The organism is Micromonospora sp. NPDC047812, assembly GCF_040704175.1.
Classification (GTDB): domain Bacteria; phylum Actinomycetota; class Actinomycetes; order Mycobacteriales; family Micromonosporaceae; genus Micromonospora.
This window is the reverse complement of record NZ_JBEYRY010000010.1, coordinates 32,594-50,189: the sequence shown is the minus strand read 5'-3', so window position 1 is coordinate 50,189 and position 17,596 is coordinate 32,594. Positions and strand designations below refer to the sequence as shown.

The 17,596-nt window shown below is 73.2% G+C and carries 15 protein-coding genes; 10 read left to right on the top strand and 5 right to left on the bottom strand.

Features of this window, described 5'->3' with window-relative positions:
- Positions 1-13: 13 nt before the first annotated feature.
- From AB0883_RS26130 to AB0883_RS26120, 3 genes are all read right to left on the bottom strand, one after another.
- Positions 14-751, bottom strand: a complete 738-nt coding sequence (locus AB0883_RS26130; RefSeq protein ID WP_366643973.1) for a winged helix-turn-helix domain-containing protein — start codon at positions 749-751, stop codon at positions 14-16.
- A 330-nt stretch (positions 752-1,081) separates the two neighbouring features.
- Positions 1,082-2,875 (bottom strand): serine hydrolase, encoded by a 1,794-nt coding sequence (locus AB0883_RS26125; protein ID WP_366643972.1) that lies wholly within the window; start codon positions 2,873-2,875, stop codon positions 1,082-1,084.
- A gap of 13 nt (positions 2,876-2,888) precedes the next feature.
- Complete coding sequence (locus AB0883_RS26120) at positions 2,889-4,709, bottom strand: glycoside hydrolase family 3 protein (protein ID WP_366643971.1); 1,821 nt, start codon at positions 4,707-4,709, stop codon at positions 2,889-2,891.
- A gap of 161 nt (positions 4,710-4,870) precedes the next feature.
- Between AB0883_RS26120 and AB0883_RS26115 the strand changes: the two genes are divergently transcribed.
- From AB0883_RS26115 to AB0883_RS26100, 4 genes are all read left to right on the top strand, one after another.
- Positions 4,871-5,452, top strand: coding sequence for an RNA polymerase sigma factor (locus tag AB0883_RS26115; protein WP_233599919.1), 582 nt, complete (start codon positions 4,871-4,873; stop codon positions 5,450-5,452).
- On the top strand, positions 5,445-6,164 hold the full coding sequence (locus tag AB0883_RS26110; RefSeq protein ID WP_366643970.1) for a hypothetical protein: 720 nt from the start codon (positions 5,445-5,447) through the stop codon (positions 6,162-6,164). The genes AB0883_RS26115 and AB0883_RS26110 overlap by 8 nt, the downstream gene beginning before the upstream one ends.
- A gap of 208 nt (positions 6,165-6,372) precedes the next feature.
- The gene (locus AB0883_RS26105) at positions 6,373-6,804 is read left to right on the top strand and encodes a hypothetical protein (RefSeq protein WP_366643969.1); all 432 of its coding nucleotides are present in this window, start codon (positions 6,373-6,375) and stop codon (positions 6,802-6,804) included.
- A 327-nt stretch (positions 6,805-7,131) separates the two neighbouring features.
- Positions 7,132-8,637: an aminopeptidase P family protein gene (locus AB0883_RS26100; RefSeq protein ID WP_366643968.1), complete on the top strand. Its 1,506-nt coding sequence runs from the start codon at positions 7,132-7,134 to the stop codon at positions 8,635-8,637.
- A 194-nt stretch (positions 8,638-8,831) separates the two neighbouring features.
- Here AB0883_RS26100 and AB0883_RS26095 read toward each other — a convergent pair whose 3' ends face one another.
- Complete coding sequence (locus tag AB0883_RS26095) at positions 8,832-10,214, bottom strand: hypothetical protein (protein WP_366643967.1); 1,383 nt, start codon at positions 10,212-10,214, stop codon at positions 8,832-8,834.
- Positions 10,215-11,072: 858 nt separating this feature from the next.
- On the opposite strand from AB0883_RS26095, the gene AB0883_RS26090 reads away from it, so the two are divergent.
- From AB0883_RS26090 to AB0883_RS26065, 6 genes are all read left to right on the top strand, one after another.
- Positions 11,073-12,002: an acetaldehyde dehydrogenase (acetylating) gene (locus tag AB0883_RS26090; RefSeq protein WP_366643966.1), complete on the top strand. Its 930-nt coding sequence runs from the start codon at positions 11,073-11,075 to the stop codon at positions 12,000-12,002.
- Positions 11,999-13,009 (top strand): 4-hydroxy-2-oxovalerate aldolase, encoded by a 1,011-nt coding sequence (dmpG, locus tag AB0883_RS26085; RefSeq protein ID WP_366643965.1) that lies wholly within the window; start codon positions 11,999-12,001, stop codon positions 13,007-13,009. The genes AB0883_RS26090 and dmpG overlap by 4 nt, the downstream gene beginning before the upstream one ends.
- Before the next feature lie 100 nt (positions 13,010-13,109).
- The gene (locus tag AB0883_RS26080) at positions 13,110-13,916 is read left to right on the top strand and encodes a cupin-like domain-containing protein (RefSeq protein WP_366644054.1); all 807 of its coding nucleotides are present in this window, start codon (positions 13,110-13,112) and stop codon (positions 13,914-13,916) included.
- Entirely contained in the window at positions 13,916-15,172 is a 1,257-nt protein-coding gene (locus AB0883_RS26075) for an aminotransferase class I/II-fold pyridoxal phosphate-dependent enzyme (protein ID WP_366643964.1), read from the top strand. Before AB0883_RS26080 ends, AB0883_RS26075 begins: the two co-directional genes overlap by 1 nt.
- On the top strand, positions 15,169-16,038 hold the full coding sequence (locus tag AB0883_RS26070) for an aldolase/citrate lyase family protein (RefSeq protein ID WP_366643963.1): 870 nt from the start codon (positions 15,169-15,171) through the stop codon (positions 16,036-16,038). Before AB0883_RS26075 ends, AB0883_RS26070 begins: the two co-directional genes overlap by 4 nt.
- On the top strand, positions 16,035-16,997 hold the full coding sequence (locus AB0883_RS26065) for an NAD(P)-binding domain-containing protein (protein ID WP_366643962.1): 963 nt from the start codon (positions 16,035-16,037) through the stop codon (positions 16,995-16,997). The genes AB0883_RS26070 and AB0883_RS26065 overlap by 4 nt, the downstream gene beginning before the upstream one ends.
- A 1-nt stretch (position 16,998) precedes the next feature.
- On the opposite strand, the gene AB0883_RS26060 is transcribed toward AB0883_RS26065, so the two are convergent.
- Positions 16,999-17,493, bottom strand: coding sequence for a MaoC family dehydratase (locus tag AB0883_RS26060; protein ID WP_121398517.1), 495 nt, complete (start codon positions 17,491-17,493; stop codon positions 16,999-17,001).
- Positions 17,494-17,596 lie beyond the last annotated feature (103 nt).

Here is a 17,596-nt window from a genome sequence, read left to right as displayed (position 1 = left end):
GAGGCCGGACGGGTCAGACCGGCGCGAGGCGGAAGCCGACCCCGCGGACCGCGTGGATCGCCGCCGAGGCGTCCAGCCGGGCGAGCTTGCCCCGCACCCTGCGCACCACCGAGTGCATGTCGGAGCCCCGCCCGAGGTGCACGTTGCCCCAGACCTCGAGGTGCAGCCGCTCGTAGGTCCAGACCTGCCCGGGCGCGCCGACCAGGCACCGCAGGAAGTCGTGCTCCAGGCGGGTCAACTCGACCTCGCGGTCCAGCCAGCGCAGCATCCGTCGGTCGGAGTCGACGCTCAGGTCGGCCGGCGGCGGTGCCACGGCGCCCGGCACGGGCCCGGCCGCCACGGCCGGCCTGGTCGCCACGACGGGCTCGGCTGTCACGACGGGCCTGGCCGCCACGACCGGCTCGGCCGTCACGACGGGCCTGGCCGCCACGACGCGCTCGGCTGTCCCGACGCGCTCGGCTGCCGCGACGGGCTCGGTAGCCACGACGGGCCTCGCCGTGACGGCCGGCTCGGCCGCCGCGACGGGCTCGGACCGCGCCACCGGCGCACCGGGCACGCCGAGGAACGTGCGCGCCTGATCGACGCTCGAGACGATCAGAAACGCCTCGGTCCCGCCGAGCAGACGTGCAAGCTGCCTGCGTTCGGCCGGCGAGGAGGCAATGCCGATGACCAGCGGAGCCACCCCCCTCATTCCCACCCCTTCCGGTGTCCCACCCACTCCGGGGACGATTTCAGCCACGACACCGATCAATTGGTTTCCTGACCCTAGTGGTGACTCGTCTCGCTTCGGTTAAAAACGGTGACGCGTTGGCGTCGATAAATTGACTGCATTCGGCGTGCCGAGTCGGGTCGTGGCCCTTCATGGCGGCTTGACCCTTTTCGGCGCGATGTTCTCCGGGCGCGCGGTTTCGGCGACCGACAATTGCCCGGCGGGTGCGAGCGGGGCCCGCGTCGAACCCGGCGAATCGTCAGGCCCCGGCAGCCGCCCGTGGCGGTGTGGAAACTCCTGTCGACGTTGCGGGCCCTTGCCCGAACGGTGGCGGCACAGGCGACGCGGGCCGGGGCGCGCGCCGTGGTCGGGTCAGGTGCGGGCAGGCGACCAGCCGACGGGGACGAGCCGGGCGGCGTCGCCGCCCTCGCCCTGGAAGAGGAGCCCGTCGCGGTCCGCCGCCACGATCCGGTCGACGTATACGCCGCGACCCTGGCTGGAGGCGTCGGTGGTGCTGCTGAAGCGCAGGTGGGTCGCCCGGTCGGGCAACTCGACCGAGACCTGCCACCAGACCCGGCCGCCGTAGCCGGTGACCGTGCCGTCGCTGCTCCACCGCCGGTCGGAGTGCCGCAGCAGCAGCCGTCCCGGAGCCCACGTCGACCCGCCGTCGGTGGAGACCTCGAACCGGGCGCTGTCGTAGCGGGGCTCGGTGTCGTACCAGAGCAGGAAGCTCGCCGTGGCGCCGCCCCGCGCCGCCCGGCGCAGCGGGGCGGTGAGGGTCACCGTCGCGAGGTCGCGCGGGTCGGCCCGCCACGCCTCGCGGGACCGGGGCCGCACCGGCGTCGCCTCGGCGAGATCGCGCGCGACGGCGCGCCGGGCGACGTTGTTGCTGCCCCAGCCGCGATCGGGGTGCACCCGGTTGCTGAGCAGGATGACGAACGAGTGGGAGAGCGGGTCGACGACGATCGACGTCCCGGTGAAGCCGGTGTGCCCGAACGCCACCGGGGAGGAGAGCCCCATCATGTACCAGTGCTTGTCGAGCTCGAAGCCCAGCCCGCGGTCGCTCTCGGGGTAGCCCTGCTCCAGCGGGGCGTTGTGGTTGACCAGCATCGCGCGCACCGTGTCCGCGCGCAGGATCCGTCGTCCCCGGTACTCGCCGCCGTTGAGCAGGGACTGGCAGAGCACGGCCAGGTCCGCCGCCGTGGAGAACACCCCCGCGTGCCCGGCGACGCCGCCGAGCGACCACGCGTTCTCGTCGTGCACCTCACCGTGGACCATGCCCCGTCCGGCGTACGGCTGGTACTCGGTCGCGGCGATCCGCGACCGCCGCTCCGGCCCCGGGTTGTAGCCGGTGTCGGTCATGCCCAGCGGCGTGGTGACGCCGTCGGCGACGAGCGCGGCCAGCGGCCGGCCGGTCACCCGTTCCACCAGCACGCCCAGCGCGATCAGCCCGAGATCGGAGTACACGTACCGGGTACCGGGCTGCGCACCGGGCGTGAGTGGCGTGGCGAGCGCGGCGGCGAAGCGCTCCGCCGGCGTCGGGTACCTGCTCCACAGCGGCGCGAAGGCGGGCAGCCCCGAGGTGTGGGTGAGCAGCATCCGTACGGTGACGGCCGCCTTGCCGCCGGCCGCGAACTCCGGGACGTACCGGGCGACCGGCGCGTCGAGGTCCACCCGTCCCCGCTCGACCTGCTGCATGGTCACGATGGCGGTGAACAGCTTCGACACCGACGCCAGGTCGAAGATGGTGTCGGGCCGCATCGGGATCTGCTCGTCGGCGGGGAGTTCCACCCCTTGCAGCCCGGGCGGCGGGCCGACGGCGGCGTACCGCACCGCGGAGCCCACCGCGGCGTGCTGCACGACCACGCCGTCCTTGGCCGCCAGGACCACGGCACCCGCGTACGCGGGATGGCCGGGGTGATCCGGCGTCGGCTCGAGGTATGCCGCCAGGTCGGCGGGCAGGCGATCCACGTGCTCGGGGAGCAGGCCGACCTCGCGGGCGTGGCCCGGCCGCAGCGTGTCGTGCCGGAACGTGATGTCGGCGGGCGTGACGACCGGCGGCGCCGATCCGGCCGGCGGCGGCGCGGCACCGGCCGCCGTGGCCGGAAGGGCCGCGCCCAGGACGGCCGCGGTCAGGCCGATCGCGAAGGGGCGGAGCGACGACATGGTGGGTTGCCTCCTACCAGCTCATGCCGTGGCCGTAGGGATAGAGCACGGTGCCCGCACCCTCGGCCGTGGGGATCGTGACGGGAAGCCGTCCACGGGGGGACAACTCGCCGTGCAGCGCACGGACGAGGGCGTCCATCGCCGCCCGGGTGTACGAGTAGGTCGCCAGGTAGGTGGTCACGCCCGGCAGGTACGCGACGTCGTAGGGGTCCCGGACCGCTACCACCACCACGGGCCGGCCCGTGCCGAGCAGCGCGGCGACGAGCCGCCGCTGGGTGCCGCGTGGATCGGTGACGGTCGTGTCCCACGCCTTGTTGGTCAGCACGACGGTGAGGTCGTGCTCGGCGGCGGCCGCGGCCGTCGCGGCGATCGTCTGATCCGACGGCAGGGTCGCGGGCCGGGCGGTGGCCCGGGCGCCTCGGGCGGTGAACCCGTCGGCGACGGTCTCGACCGGCGCGAAGGCGGCGCTGTTCCAGCCGGTGACCAGCACCGACCGCTGCCCGGGGGACAGCGGCAGCAGCCCCGTGTCGTTGCGGACCGCGGTGAGGGTCGGATCGGTGACCCGTGCCACGGCGGCGAGGTGCGCGGGCGCCCCGACCGTGCGTACGGCCTGCTCGACGTCGACCAGCGGCGACCGGGCGAGGCCCTGCCGGTACTTCAGGGCGAGGATGCGCCGGACGGACTCGTCGACGCGCCGCTCGGTCAGCTCGCCGGTGGCGACGGCCCGCAGCACCGCGTCCCGGGCCAGCCGCAGGTCCGGCGGCATCAGGAGCTGGTCGGCGCCGGCCTTGAGGGCCAGCACGGGCACCCGGTCGTCGCCGTACTTGCGGCGCACGCCGGCCATGTTCAGCGCGTCGGTGACGATGACTCCCCGGAAACCGAGCTCGCCGCGCAGCACGCCGTTGAGAATCGTCGGCGACAGCGTCGCCGGGTCGCCGGAGGGGTCGAGCGCGGGCACCACGATGTGCGCCGTCATGATCGATTCGACGCCGGCGTCGATCGCCCGCCGGAACGGCGGCGCGTCGATCCGGTCCCACTCCTGTCGAGTGTGGTCGATGACCGGCAGGTCGGTGTGGCTGTCCGTCGCCGTGTCGCCGTGGCCGGGGAAGTGCTTCGCCACCGCCGTCGCGCCGGCTCCCTCCTGGAACCCGGCGACCTGGGCGGCGGTCAGCTCGGCCACCAGGGTGGGGTCGGCGCCGAAGGACCGTACGCCGATCACCGGGTTGCCGGGGTCGACGTTGACGTCGGCGATCGGTGCGTACGGCTGGTGGATGCCGACCGCGCGCAGCTCGCGTCCGGTGATCTTCGCGGCCTCGTGGGCGGCCCGGGGCGACCGCCCGGCCCCCAGGGCCATCGACCCGGGGAACTGCGCGGCGGGGGCGGGCATCCGCAGCACCACGCCCTGCTCCTGGTCGGTGGAGACGAGCAGGGGCACCCGCCCCTTCGTGCCGTCGCCGACGGCGGCACGCTGCAACCCGTTGGAGAGGTCGGCGATCTGGCGCGGGCTGTCCAGGTTGTGGGACCACGAGAAGTAGCAGACGCCGCCGAGGTGGAACTCGTCGACGACCTCGGCCGGCGTCTCGACACCGAACGCCGCGCGGTTGGCGGCGCGGTCGGCGGCCGAGGGCTCGGTGGCGTCAGCGCCGTAGACGTAGGTGGCGAAGAGTTGGCCGACCTTCTGCGTCAGGCTCATGTGCCGCAGTGTCGAGGTGACCCAGCCGTGCTCGCCGCCCGGTGGACGCGCGGGTGCCGCGGAGGCCTGGACGGGCAGCGGCGCGAGGGTGGTCGACAGGGTGGCCACCAGGACGGTCGCGGTAACGAGTCGGGCCTTCATGGACGACGACCTCCCAGTCCGGATGGCTGAAACTTAGCTACGCATCGATGAATCGTCAAGAAGGTTTGCTACAGGTCCGGTCGGACCCGGAGCGGTCGGCGGAGGCCGGCGACCGGACATCTCCCTCGACGCGGCGGAACCCGCGGGGCGTCGGCGGTGTCATGAGTGTGTCCCCACCGGAGGTTCCCCTGAACGACGAAGACCTGGTCACCCGTGCCCGGGCGGGCGACCTGGAGGCGTACGAACTCCTGGTCGCCCGGCACACCGCATCCGCGTACCGGACGGCGGTGCTGCTCGGCGCCGGTCCGGACGCGGAGGACGTCATCCAGGAGGCGTTCGTGAAGGGACACCGCAAGATCTCCCGCTACCGGGGAGAGTCGTCGTTCCGGTCGTGGCTGATGGCGATCGTGGCCAACGAGACCCGCAACCTGCACCGGTCGCGCAGCCGGCGCGACGGGCTCGCCCTGCGCGCCGCCGCCGCGGACCCGCACGCGGAGATCGGCGAGGACGCCGCCGTCGAGGCCGTCCTCGCCGGGGAACGCCGGGCCACCCTGGTGCGGGCCCTGCGCTCGCTGTCGGTGAAGGACCGCGAGGTGATCGTGTGCCGGTTCTTCCTCGACCTCAGCGAGGACGAGACCGTGACCATGCTGGGTTGGCCGCGCGGCACGGTGAAGTCGCGGACCTCCCGGGCGCTGGCGAAGCTCCGCGGCCTGCTCGACGTCGCGGAGGTGCGCCGTGGATGACCTCGAACGCGAACTGCGCGACCTCTCCGCCTGGCTGGAGACGCCCGACCCGCCCGACGTGACCGCCCGGGTACGCGCCCGCCTCGCCGCGCCCGCGCCGAGGCGACGCCGGTGGCGCCACCTCGTCGCCGCGGCGCTCACCGTCCTGGTCGTGGCGGCGCTGCCGCCGGGGCGCGCCGCCCTCGCCGACGCCGCCGCCGGGCTGCTGCGCTTCGCCGGAATCACGATCGCCACGACGCCCGATCCGGCGCGTCCCACCGGCGCCGCCTCGCCACTGCCGACGCAGCGGCTCACCACCGTGGCCGAGGCGCAGCGGAAGGTGCGCTTCCCCGTCCGCACGCCGACGAGGCTGGGCCCGCCCGAGCAGGTGCTGGTCGCCGACCCCGACGGCGCGGGCTTCTGCCGGGTGGCGACGCTGCTCTACCGCGGGGGAGCGCTGCGCATCGACGCCTTCGACGGCCGTCTCGACCTGGCCTTCCACAAGGAGAGCAGCGCGGTGGGAACCAGCTGGGTCCAGGTGAACGGCGGCTTCGCCGTCTGGATCGGCGCCCCGCATCCGGTCTCCTACGTGGACCGCGCGGGCGCCGTCCGGGTGGAGACCGCGCGGCTCGCCGCCTCGACCCTGATCTGGCAGGAGGCCGACGTCAGCTATCGGATCGAGGGCGACCTCACCAGGCCCGAGGCGATCGAGATCGCCCGGTCACTCGGTTAGGGCGGTCGTGCCGGTGCCGGCCCGCCACCCGGAGGGCCCGGGCCGGGAACCCGGGGGAGCCGGCCGGTGTCCTGACAGTGCAGAGCACGAGCAGGTCGTCGGGAGGCGTGAGATGGGTGCGGCGCGCAGGGTGTTGCTGGGGACAGTGGTCCTGTTGGCGGGGTGCACGACAGCGGGGCGGCCCGTCCCGCAGGCGGCCTCCCCGGCCGTGACGGCGTCGGCGGGCGCGGCGTCGGGTGGTGCCACCACCGGCTGCGGTTCCCGGGTCGAGACGGGGCCGCTGCCCGACTGGGCGGACGCCGGGTTCAGCGGGAGCACCCGGATGCCGCACGTTTTCGGCGCGAGCGGCGAGATCGTCGCGGTGCTGTTCGGACACCCGCTGGCCCGGGCCAGGAAGCACGGGACGAACAACAAGATCCTCTGGGTCGCCCGTCCCGCCGCGACGCCCCCCGCCGCGACCACCCCGGACGCCCTGCGGATCACCGCGACCCTGGACGGCACCGGAACCCGGGTGACCCGGGAGGTCGCCGGCGGCCCGGGCCCGTCGATCATCGACATGCCGCGGGCCGGCTGCTGGCACCTCGAACTGCGCTGGGCCGGACGCACCGACGTCATGGACCTCGTCTACGAGGACAGCTAGGCCCCGGGCCGTCGCCCGCTCGAACGCCCCGCCGCCCCCCGGCACACCCGGCGGCGACGTGCGCCGACGCCACGGCGAGGGCCGCCGGGTCGACCGGTACGGGCGGTGGCGTCGCCACTGCCGGCCCCGGGGTCGACGCAGGTCGCCCCCGCCGTGGCGCGGTGGCGCGGAAGGCGCTCCGCCGATGCGAATCCGATACCCGCGCCCGCGGCGGACGCCCGGCGGCGACGACCGCGGACCACCCGTGCCGCCGTGCCGCCGCAGGAGCCACAGTCGAGGGTCGCGACGGCTTTGCCGAGGCTCCCGAGCGCGTGGCAGGATGCGACCATGACAAGCGACGAGCAGGTGAAAGCCAGCCACCGCAACACCCCGACGAGCGACGCGTTCCGCGCTTTCATCGCCTCCGGTTGGGCCAGTCCGGATGCGGCACCTGTCCCGCGGGCGGAGGTCGCCGACCACGCGGCCCGCCGTCGGGCGGCCTTGTCACGGCGGTTCCCGGGCGAGCGCCTCATCATCCCCGCCGGCGGCCTCAAGGTGCGCAGCAACGACACCGACTACACCTTCCGGCCGCACACGGCCTTCGCCTGGCTGACCGGCCTCGGGTTCGACACCGAGCCCGACAGCGTCCTGGTGCTGGACCCCCGGCCCGACGGCCACGAGGCGATCCTGTTCTTCCGGCCGCTCGCGCCGCGCGACAGCGAGGAGTTCTTCGCGGACTCCCGGTTCGGCGAGTTCTGGGTCGGGCCCCGCCCGACGATGCGCGAGATCGAGCAGCGGCTGGGCATCGGCACCCGGCACATCGACTCGCTCCCGGACGTCCTGGCCAAGGACGCCGGCGCGACCGTGGTGCGCGTCGTGCGGGGGGCCGACGGCGAGCTCGCCCGGCTCGTCGACGAGACCCGGGCCCAGGCGGAGACGCCCGCCTCGGTGACGCAGCAGCACGAGGCGGACGAGGAGCTGGCCCGCCACCTCTCGGGGATGCGCCTGCTCAAGGACGAGTGGGAGGTGGGCGAGATGCGCAAGGCGATCGCCGCCACCCACCGGGGCTTCGAGGCCATCATCGCCGGGCTGCCCGAGGCCGTCGGCAAGGAGCGCGGCGAGCGGTGGGTCGAGGGCCTCTTCGGCCTGTACGCCCGCCACGACGGCAACGGCATCGGCTACGAGACCATCTGCGCGTCCGGCGACCACGCCAACACCATCCACTGGACGAAGAACACCGGGCCGGTCCGCGAGGGCGACCTCATCCTGGTGGACGCCGGTGTCGAGGTCGACTCCCTCTACACCGCCGACATCACGCGCACCCTCCCGGTGACCGGTCGCTTCACCGACGTGCAGCGCAAGATCTACGAGGCGGTCCTGGAGGCGCAGGAGGCCGGCCTGGCGGCGGTGAAGCCGGGCAACAAGTTCAGCGACATCCACGCCGCCGCGAACGTGGTCATTGCCCGACGGCTGTACGAGTGGGGGCTGCTGCCGGAGGGGGTGACCCTCGAGCAGACCCTGGACCGCGAGCGCGGCGGCTGGCACCGGCGGTGGATGGTCCACGGCACGTCCCACCACCTCGGCATGGACGTGCACGACTGCCAGATGCTGCTGCGGCAGGAGTACATGGACGGCGAGCTGAAGCCCGGGATGATCCTCACCGTCGAGCCCGGCCTGTACTTCAAGGCGGACGACCTGCTGGCGCCGGCGGAGTTCCGTGGCATCGGCGTCCGTATCGAGGACAACGTGCTGGTCACCGAGGACGGCCACGAGAACCTGTCGTCGGCCATGCCGCGTACCGCCGACGACGTCGAGGCCTGGATCGACCGGGTGCGCTCCGGGGCGGGTGCCTGAGCGCCCCGCCACGTGTGGGCCGGCACGCGCGGGCGCTGAGCGCCCGGCCGTGCCGGCCCCTCCGGCCGGGCGGGTGACCGCCTCCGGCTGCCCACGCAACCGGCGCGCACCGCTAGCCCGCCGGGCACCGCGATCCGGTGCCCGGCAGGCGGCGGTGCGGGCGCGACCGCCCGCACCCGGCCGGTGGCGGGCGCTCAGCCGCCGTGGAAGGTGCAGCCGATCCTCGCGCCGCCGGCCATGCTGACCACCCCGACTCCCGGGTCGGTGCTGCCACGGACGAGGCAGCCGGCGTATCCGTCCTCGTCCACGACGTCGCGGTCGGCCAGGTAGACCCCCCAGTTGAGGTAGAGGTCCTGCACGCCGCCCGCGCCGTCGGGAAACGGTTCGGCGGCGGGCCGGACCCGGCGTTGCAGCACGAACGGGCCGTCCAGCGCGGAGTCGAGCCGGGACCGCCACTCGTCGGCGTCCACCGTCCAGCCGGCGAGCACGCCGTTGCCCCCGTGCAGCAGCGTCGGCTTCAGGACCAGCTCGTCCTGCCGGGCGCGGGCGTAGGCGAGCAGGTCGACCTCGGCCCCCTCGGGATCGGTGCCGCGCGGGCGTACGTGCCGGGTCCACGGCAGGATCCGGTCGAGGCAGGCCAGCTCGTCGGCGTCGAACAGGCCCCGGTGCCGGTCGTCGGAGAGCATGGCCAGGGTGCCCTTGTTGCCGTAGAGCTCGGCGTCCAGGCGGCTGAACAGGCCGACCTTCTCCTGCTCCGCGGCGACCAGCAGCGGCTCCACCTGGGCCTCCACCGCCGGGTCGGCCAGGTCCTCGGGCAGGAAGTAGCGCAGGACGACGTCGACGGCGCGGCCCGCCACGGTCGGCCGGCCCTGCGGGTACGTGAACTGGCCGAGGTGGCAGCCGATCCCCTCGATCCCGTACCCGGCGAGCATCTCGGCGAGCACCTCGAGCCGGCCGCCCACGATCGGGAAGTTCTCCGTCGTGTCCACCACGGCGACGACGGGCGGCCGGTCCGCGGGGATCATCGCGGCGCACTCGGCGTACATCGTCCGCACGATGCAGCCCAGCGTGTCCCGGTACCGGAGCCGGTGTCCGTCCACGAACTCCCGCAGCGGCGGGTACGCCAGCATCGCCCGGTTGATGTCGGCGCACTCGAAGCCGCCGAGGGCGCTGGTGAGGTTGAACTCGAGCAGGCGGAAGCCCGAGCCGTCGTGGTAGAGGTCGGCGCGGCCCAGCGGGACGAGCGACCCGGCGCGGGCGCCGCGCGTGATCAGCGCCGTCTGCCGGGGATCCATGCCGACGGCCTCGGCCAGCGCGGTGAGGTCTCCGCCGAACACCCGCTCCGGCAGGGCGCGCAGCAGGTCGTAGACCGTGCGGAGGTCCCGGGCGACGGCCCGGCACTCGCTCTCCGCCAGGAAGGCGGGGCCGCTCATGAACCGGTCCCGGTACGGCTCGAGGATGACCGAGGCCAGGGCGGCGGCGGTCGGGTGGTCCGTCGACGCGCTCCGGGCGAGGTGCTCGGCGTACGCGCGGCCCAGTGGCGACCTGCTCACTGCGGGCGGCCGGGTGGTCGTCATGGTGTGTCCTTTCGGGGCGGGTGGCGCGTCCGGTCCGGGCCGGGCGGGGCCGGCAGGGGGGGGGTGCGGCGGTGATCGTCGTCCGTCGCCGGTCGGGCTTCGCCGGCGGGCGGCGGTCGATGAATTCCATCCCCCCTTTCGAGCTGCCGATCCACCGCCGTCGACAATTCGACCGGACCGTCCGAAAATGCCAGCACGGTGGGCTGACGAAGATAGTCGCAAATGGTCGTGCCGGCGTCGACGGCGCAGTGCCGTCGGCGCCGTCACACCCCAACGTGGACTGTCGTGAGAGTGACCCAACAGCCAGGTTCACTCGGCGCGGTCATCTGATAGCTTCGATGCCGGCGGAACGCTGCGGCTGACGTGGAGCGCAACGGCCGCATCGGTTGTCGTGCTTGTAGACGGGGGCTCCTTCGGATATTACGTCGAGACTTCTGAGATCAAGCTATATGTCCGATTGTTGTTCGACGAAGCGGCAATTCCGAGCGAACGGAATCCGCCGGACGACTCCCGGTCACGACGTGTCCCGACATGCGCCCGGCGCACCCGTCTCTTCCGACGACCCACCGGCCGCGACGCCCGCGAGGGCGGTCGCGCCGCAGTGGGCGTCGCGCGGGTCGTCCGGGCACCCGCACCCGGGAGACGGCACGGCTGGGCGACGTCCGGCACGCCGACCCCGCGCACCCGGCCCCCGTGGTGCCGCACGAGGTTCCGCCCGGGCCGCCGTGCACATCGACTGGTGAGGACGACCTACTTGAGAACCTACGACCCGGAATCCGCGAGCCACCCGACCCGTACCCGCCGCTCCCTCGCCCGGTGGTCGCGGACCGGCCGGCTCCGGCGCCCTGGAGGCACGCCTTGAGTCTCACCGCGGACGTGACCGACGCCGAGGTCCGCCTCGTCGAACCCGCCACCGTCGCCGTCATCGGCACCGGGGCGATCGGCCAGGACCTGATCAGCAAGATCCACCGTTCCTCCCTGCTGGACTGTCGACTCGTGGCCGGGCGCAATCCGGACTCGGCGGGCCTGCGGCACGCCGAGCGGTTCGGCTACCCCGTCAGCGCCGCCGGGATCGACGCCGTGCTGGCGGCGGGGGACGCGTTCGACGTCGTGTTCGACGCCACCAACGCGGCGTCGCACCTGCGCCACTGGTCGCTGCTGGAGCCGCTCGGCACGCTGGTGGTCGACCTGACACCCAGCAGGGCGGGCCGGATGGTGGTGCCGACCGTGACCGGGGTGGAGGCGGCGACCGGGCGCAACATCAACCTGATCAGCTGCGGCGGTCAGGCGTCCATCCCGGTCGCGCACGCGCTCGCCGCCCGCTTCCCGGTGAGCTACATCGAGGTCGTCTCGACGGTGGCCAGCGACGTCGCGGGCCGCGGCACGCGGTTGAACCTCGACGAGTACGTGGCGACCACCCGGCACGCCGTCACGACGTTCTCCGGCGTGCCCGACGTCAAGGCGATCCTCAACATCAGCCCGGCGGTGCCGCCGGCGACGTTCCGCACGGCCGTGCACGCGCGGATTCCCGGCGCCGACGTCGCCGCGGTGCGTGCGGCGGTGGACCCGGTGGCCGAGCAGGTGCGGTCGTTCGCCCCCGGCTACGCGGTGACCGCCTGCACGGTGGTCGACGACCGGGTGACGGTCGCCCTCCAGGTCACCGCCCACAGCGACGTGCTGCCCCGGTACGCCGGCAACCTCGACATCATCAACTCGGCCGCCATCCTGGTCGCCGAGCAGCACGCGGCCCGGCTGGGCCGGTCCGCCCGGACGGAGGCGGCCCGATGAGGAACGTCGTGATCCACGACCCGACGCTGCGCGACGGCCAGCACGCGGTCCGCCACCAGCTCGGGGCCCTCGCCCTGCGCCGGTACGCGGAGGCGGCGGACGCGGCGCGGATCCCGGTGGTCGAGGTCGGCCACGGCAACGGCCTCGGCGCGTCGTCCCTGCAGGTCGGGCAGGCGGCGGTCAGCGACGACGAGATGCTGTCGACGGTCCGGGAGGCGCTGCGGCACAGCCGGATGGGCGTGTTCATGCTGCCGGGTTGGGGCACCTCCGACGACCTGCGGCGCGCGATTGGCCACGGCGCCGACGTCGTCCGCATCGGTGTGCACGCCACCGAGACGTCGCTGGCCGAGCGCCACCTCGACGTCCTGCGCGAGGCCGGCGCCGAGGCGCACTGCGTGCTGATGATGAGCCACATGGCGTCCCCCGACGAACTGGCCGAGCACGCCGCGCAGGCCGTCGCGTACGGCGCGCAGGCGGTCGGGATCATGGACTCGGCGGGCCACTTCCTGCCCGCCGACGTCACCGCGCGGATCGGCGCGATCGCCGCGGCGGTCGACACGCCGGTGATCTTCCACGGCCACGACAACCTCGGCATGGCCGTCGCCAACTCGGTGGCCGCGGCGCAGGCCGGCGCCCTGATCATCGACGGTTGCGCGCGCGGCTTCGGCGCCGGGGCGGGCAACACCCAGCTCGAGGTGCTCGTTCCCGTGCTGGAGCGCAGCGGGTTCTCGACCGGCATCGACCTGTACGCGCTCCTCGACGCCGCCGACCTCGCGGAACGCGAACTCATGCCCGCGCCGCCGGTGACCGCCTCGATGTCCATCGTGAGCGGCCTGGCCGGGGTGTTCTCCGGGTTCAAGCACCGGGTGGTCGAGCTGTCCGGCCGTGCCGGCGTCGACGCGCGTGACGTGTTCTTCGAACTCGGCAGGCGGCAGGCCATCGCCGGCCAGGAGGACCTGATCGTGGACGTGGTGGCGGAGCTGAGCGCCCGTAGGGTCACCACGTGACCGGCCGCGCACCGCGGCCCCGGCAGTGAGGAAAGGCGACATGGGAGTTTCGGACGCAGTGTCCAACGCGAACGGGTCGGCGGGTGTCCCCGTGGCCCGCATGACGTTCGACGAGTTCATGGCCGTCGGTCCCGGCGGCCTGTTCAAGGCCGACGTGCCCGTGGTGATCGCGCTGCCGGGCGACGTGCAGGGGCTCGGCCGGGAGGGCGTGGCGAGCCGGCTGGCCGACATGACCGTCACCCTGTTCACCGAGCCGGGCGACAAGAACCACCCGGGGCGCTGGGAGACCCGCGACATCAAGCTGTGCGACTTCTTCGCCGACGAGCGCCACCTGACCACCCCGGGCACGTGGCACCGGGTGGTGTCGAACATCCGCAACAGCCCGGCGGACGTGAACGCCGTCATCGGCTTCGACGCGGACAAGTTCTTCGGCTACGGCGACACGCTGTACGCGGCGAACCTGTGGATCAGCCACCGCGGGGTGTTCACCAAGAACCACTTCGACGAGTTCGAGAACTTCAACATCGCGCTGGAGGGCCGCAAGCGGTTCATCATCGCCCCGCCCGGTTCCCGCGAGTACTACCCGCGCTCGGTGCTGCGTGGGTTCGGGGACAAGTCCCGGGTCTTCGACCTGGACAACGTGGACCTGGCGCGCTATCCGAGGCTGGCGCCCAAGCTCGCCCAGCGCCGTGACTTCGTCCTCGAACCGGGCCACATGCTCTACCTGCCGCTCGGCTGGTGGCACCAGGCCGAGTCGCTGGACGAGATGAATATCAACGTCAATTTCTGGCTGAAGTCGAAGAAGATCCTCCGCAGGCCGCACGCGCTCGGCGTCGCGCTGTACACGTACGCCTACCGGAGGGTCAAGGGTGTCTACAGCTACAAGCCCACCGAGGTGAACTCCTGATGAGCGAGCGCAAGACCATCACCCCCACCCACCGCTACCGCAACAACGACAAGCTCATCGGTGTGGGGAACACCTTCTGGAACCTCTCCGAGGAGCACGGGGTCGCCGGCATCGTCGGCGACCTCTCCGACGGCGTGTTCCGGATGGCCGACGGCCACGAGTTCGTCAACTTCACCGTCTGCTCCTACCTGGACCTGGACACCCACCCCAAGGTGATCGACGGGGCCGTCGACGCGCTGCGCCGATTCGGTGTGCTGGACCACTGCATCCCGCGTACCCGCGTGCAGACGTCGGTGCTGCTGGAGCTGGAGGAGTCGCTGGGCGAGCTGTTCGACGCCATGGTGATCAGCGCGATCTCCACGGCGGCGGCCAGCACCGGCCTGCTGCCGCTGATCGCCTCGGGGCACCTCGGCAACGGCACCCGCCCGCTGATGGTCTTCGACAAGAACGCCCACGTGTCGATGGCCAACGCCAAGCCGAACTGCGCCGACGAGACCGAGGTCGTCACCTGCCGCCACCACGACCTCGACTACCTCGAGGACATGTGCCGCACCTACGAGCGCGTCTGCTACGTCGTGGACGGCTCGGACAGCCTCGGCGGCTACGCGCCCGTCGAGGAGCTGGCCGTGTTGCAGGACAAGTACAACATGCTGGTCTTCTACGACGACTCGCACTCGCTGTCGGCGTACGGCGAGCGCGGCATCGGCTACGTCCGCTCGCACTGCCCGGTGCGGGACGACCGGACGATCACCGTCGCGACCCTGAGCAAGGGCTTCGGGGCGGGTGGTACGGCGATCCTGCTCGACGGCTTCCCCAAGGAGACCCGGCGGATCATCGAACGCTTCGCCGGGCCCCTGGGCTACTCGCAGAAGATGAACGCCGCCGCGGTGGGCGCCGCGCTCGCCTCGGCCGAGATCCACCGCACCGAGGAACTCACCCGGTTGCAGGGGCGGCTGCGGTCCAACATCGCGCTGTTCGACTCGCTGCTCGCCACCGAACAGTCCGGCAGCACGTACCCGATCCGGGTGGTGCCGATGAGCGACGAGACCGTCGTCGAGGCGGCCCAGCGGGTCTTCGCGGCCGGGTTCTACACCTCGCCGGTGTTCTTCCCGATCGTCGCGCGCGGCACCGCCGGCCTGCGGGTCATGCTGCGCGCGGGCCAGACCGAGGAACAGATCACCCGGCTGTGCTCCGTGCTCGTCGAGGCGGGCGCCCGCCCGGCCGCCGCCGCGCGACCCGAGCCGGTGACCCGGTGACCGGCGCCGCGCGGGCGATCCCGCGCAGCATCCTCTACACCCCGGCGCTGTCGCTGGACCGGGTCGTGAAGGCATGGTCCTACGACGCGGACGTCCACCTGATCGACCTGGAGGACTCGGTACCGGCGGCCGAGAAGCCGGCCGCGCGCACCGTGTGCCGGGCCGCCCTGGAGAAGGCGCCACGGCCGGGGAACGTCGCGGTACGCATCAACGAGCTGGGCAGCGTCGCGGCGGTGCACGACCTGGTGGCGCTCACGGAGGGCTCGGTGCGGCCCGGCATCGTCATGATGACGATGGTGACCTCGGCGGCCGAGGTGACCCTGCTGCGGCGGATCCTGGCCTCCGCGGACGCGCATCCGGAGATTTACGTGACGGTGGAGACCGTGGAGGCGGTCGCGGAGATCGACGCGATCGCCGCGGCCAGTGACGGGCTGGTTCTCGGCTCGGCCGACCTGGCCGCGACGCTCGGGGTCGAGATCACCTGGGAGGCCATGCTCGCCGCCCGGCAGGCGATGGCGCTGGCCTGCGCGCGGCACGGCACCGCCTGCATCGACACCGCCAACTTCCGGCTCGCCGAGCCGGCCGTCCTGGCGCAGGAGACCGCCCGGGTGCGGGCGCTGGGCTTCCACGGCAAGGCGACGGTGCACCCGGGCGAGCTCGACGAGATCAACCGGGTGCTGCGCCCCCAGGCGGACGACCTGCGCCTGGCGCGCCGGGTGGCCGAGGCCGTACGGGCGGCCAACGGCGGGATCGCGGTGCTGGACGGCAACATGGTCGGCCCGCCGTTCGCCCGGATGGCCCGTGCCACGGTGTCCCGCGAGGACGCCTGGGCCGTCCGGTTCGGCACCGAGGAAGCTGCCCTGTGACCGCGCCGGTGACGGTCGGCGCCGCGCAGATGGCGGGTACGCCCCAGCTGGTGCGGGTGATCGACGCGCTGGGCGAGATGTTCGCGGACCTGGCTGCCGGCCGGACCGACTCCCCGGCGCGCACCGTCATCGAACACGGCCCCCAGCGGGTCCTGCTGGTCAGCCCCGCGGTCTGGGAGCGGCGCGGGGTGGGCAGTGTCAAGATCACGACGCTCACCCCCGACAACCCCGGGCGCGGGCTGCCGCTGATCCACGGGATCGTCGCGCTGACGGACCTGACCACGGGGCAGATCACGGCCCTGCTCGACGGCGCGGAGCTGACCGCCGTCCGCACCGGTGCGGTCGCCGCCCTGGCGACCCGCTGGTGCACCGCCGAGGACGCCGAGGACCTCGCGGTCATCGGGGCGGGGGTGCAGGCGCGGGCCCTGGTGCGCGCGGTGGCGGCGGTGCGCCGGATCCGTACCGTCCGGGTGTTCTCGCGGACCCGCGACCGGGCGGAGCAGTTCGCCGACTGGGTGGGCGACGTCGTGCCCCACCCGGTGCACGCGAGCGTCTGCGACAGCGCCAAGGCCGCCGTCGCCGACGCGGCGATCATCTGCACGGCGACCTCCACCAGCGACAACACGCCGCTGGTGGAGGCGGACTGGGTGGCGCCCGGCGCCCACGTCAACGTCATCGGCGGCACCCACCCCGACGCGATCGAAGTCGACCCTGCCTTGCTGGCCGGCGCCGTGGCGGTCGTCGAGGACCGGACCGCGGCGCTGGAGGGCGCCGGCGAGGTGCGCGCCGCCCTGGCCGCCGGCCTGATCGGCGTGGACGACCTGCACGAGCTGGGCGCGCTGGTCACCGGCGAGGTGCGCGTCGGCGGGCGGACGTCGGTCCTGCGTACGGTCGGGATGGCCATCGAGGACACCGCCGCCGCGGTGGCGCTGCACGAGGGGGCGGCGCCCGGGGCGTAGGTCAGGAGGAGCTCTCCCGGCAGCGGACCATGAAGGAACGCTCGAAGACGATGACCGTCTCGCCGGTGGACTTCGTGCCCGTCGTCTCCACCGTGACGATGCCCTGGCCGGGCCGGGACCGGCTCAGGCGCTTGTCGAGGATGCGGCTGGTGGCGTACAACGTGTCCCCGACGAAGACCGGCTCCCGCAGGCGGACCTTGTCCCAGCCGAGGTTCGCCACGGCCCGCGCCGACAGGGCCTGCACGGTCATGCCGCCGATCAGGCACAGGGTGATCCCGCTGTTGACGAGCACCCGCCCGTACTCGCTGCCCGCGCCGTAGTGCTCGTCGAAGTGCAGCGGGTGCTGGTTCATGGTGAGCAGGGTCAGCCAGGTGTTGTCGGTCTCGGAGATGGTGCGGCCCGGCCAGTGCCGGATCACCATGCCGGGCTCGAAGTCCTCGTAGTCCCCGCCGTGCTCTTCGCGGTACTCGTTGCCCTGGACGTGACGCAAGGTCATCGGCAGTTCTCCCGTTTCGCGTGTGGACGAGCCGGCACGGTCCCCGTCGAACGTGAATGTTAGTCTATGTCGATCATCGTTTCGGAGACACCGGCCCGCGGCG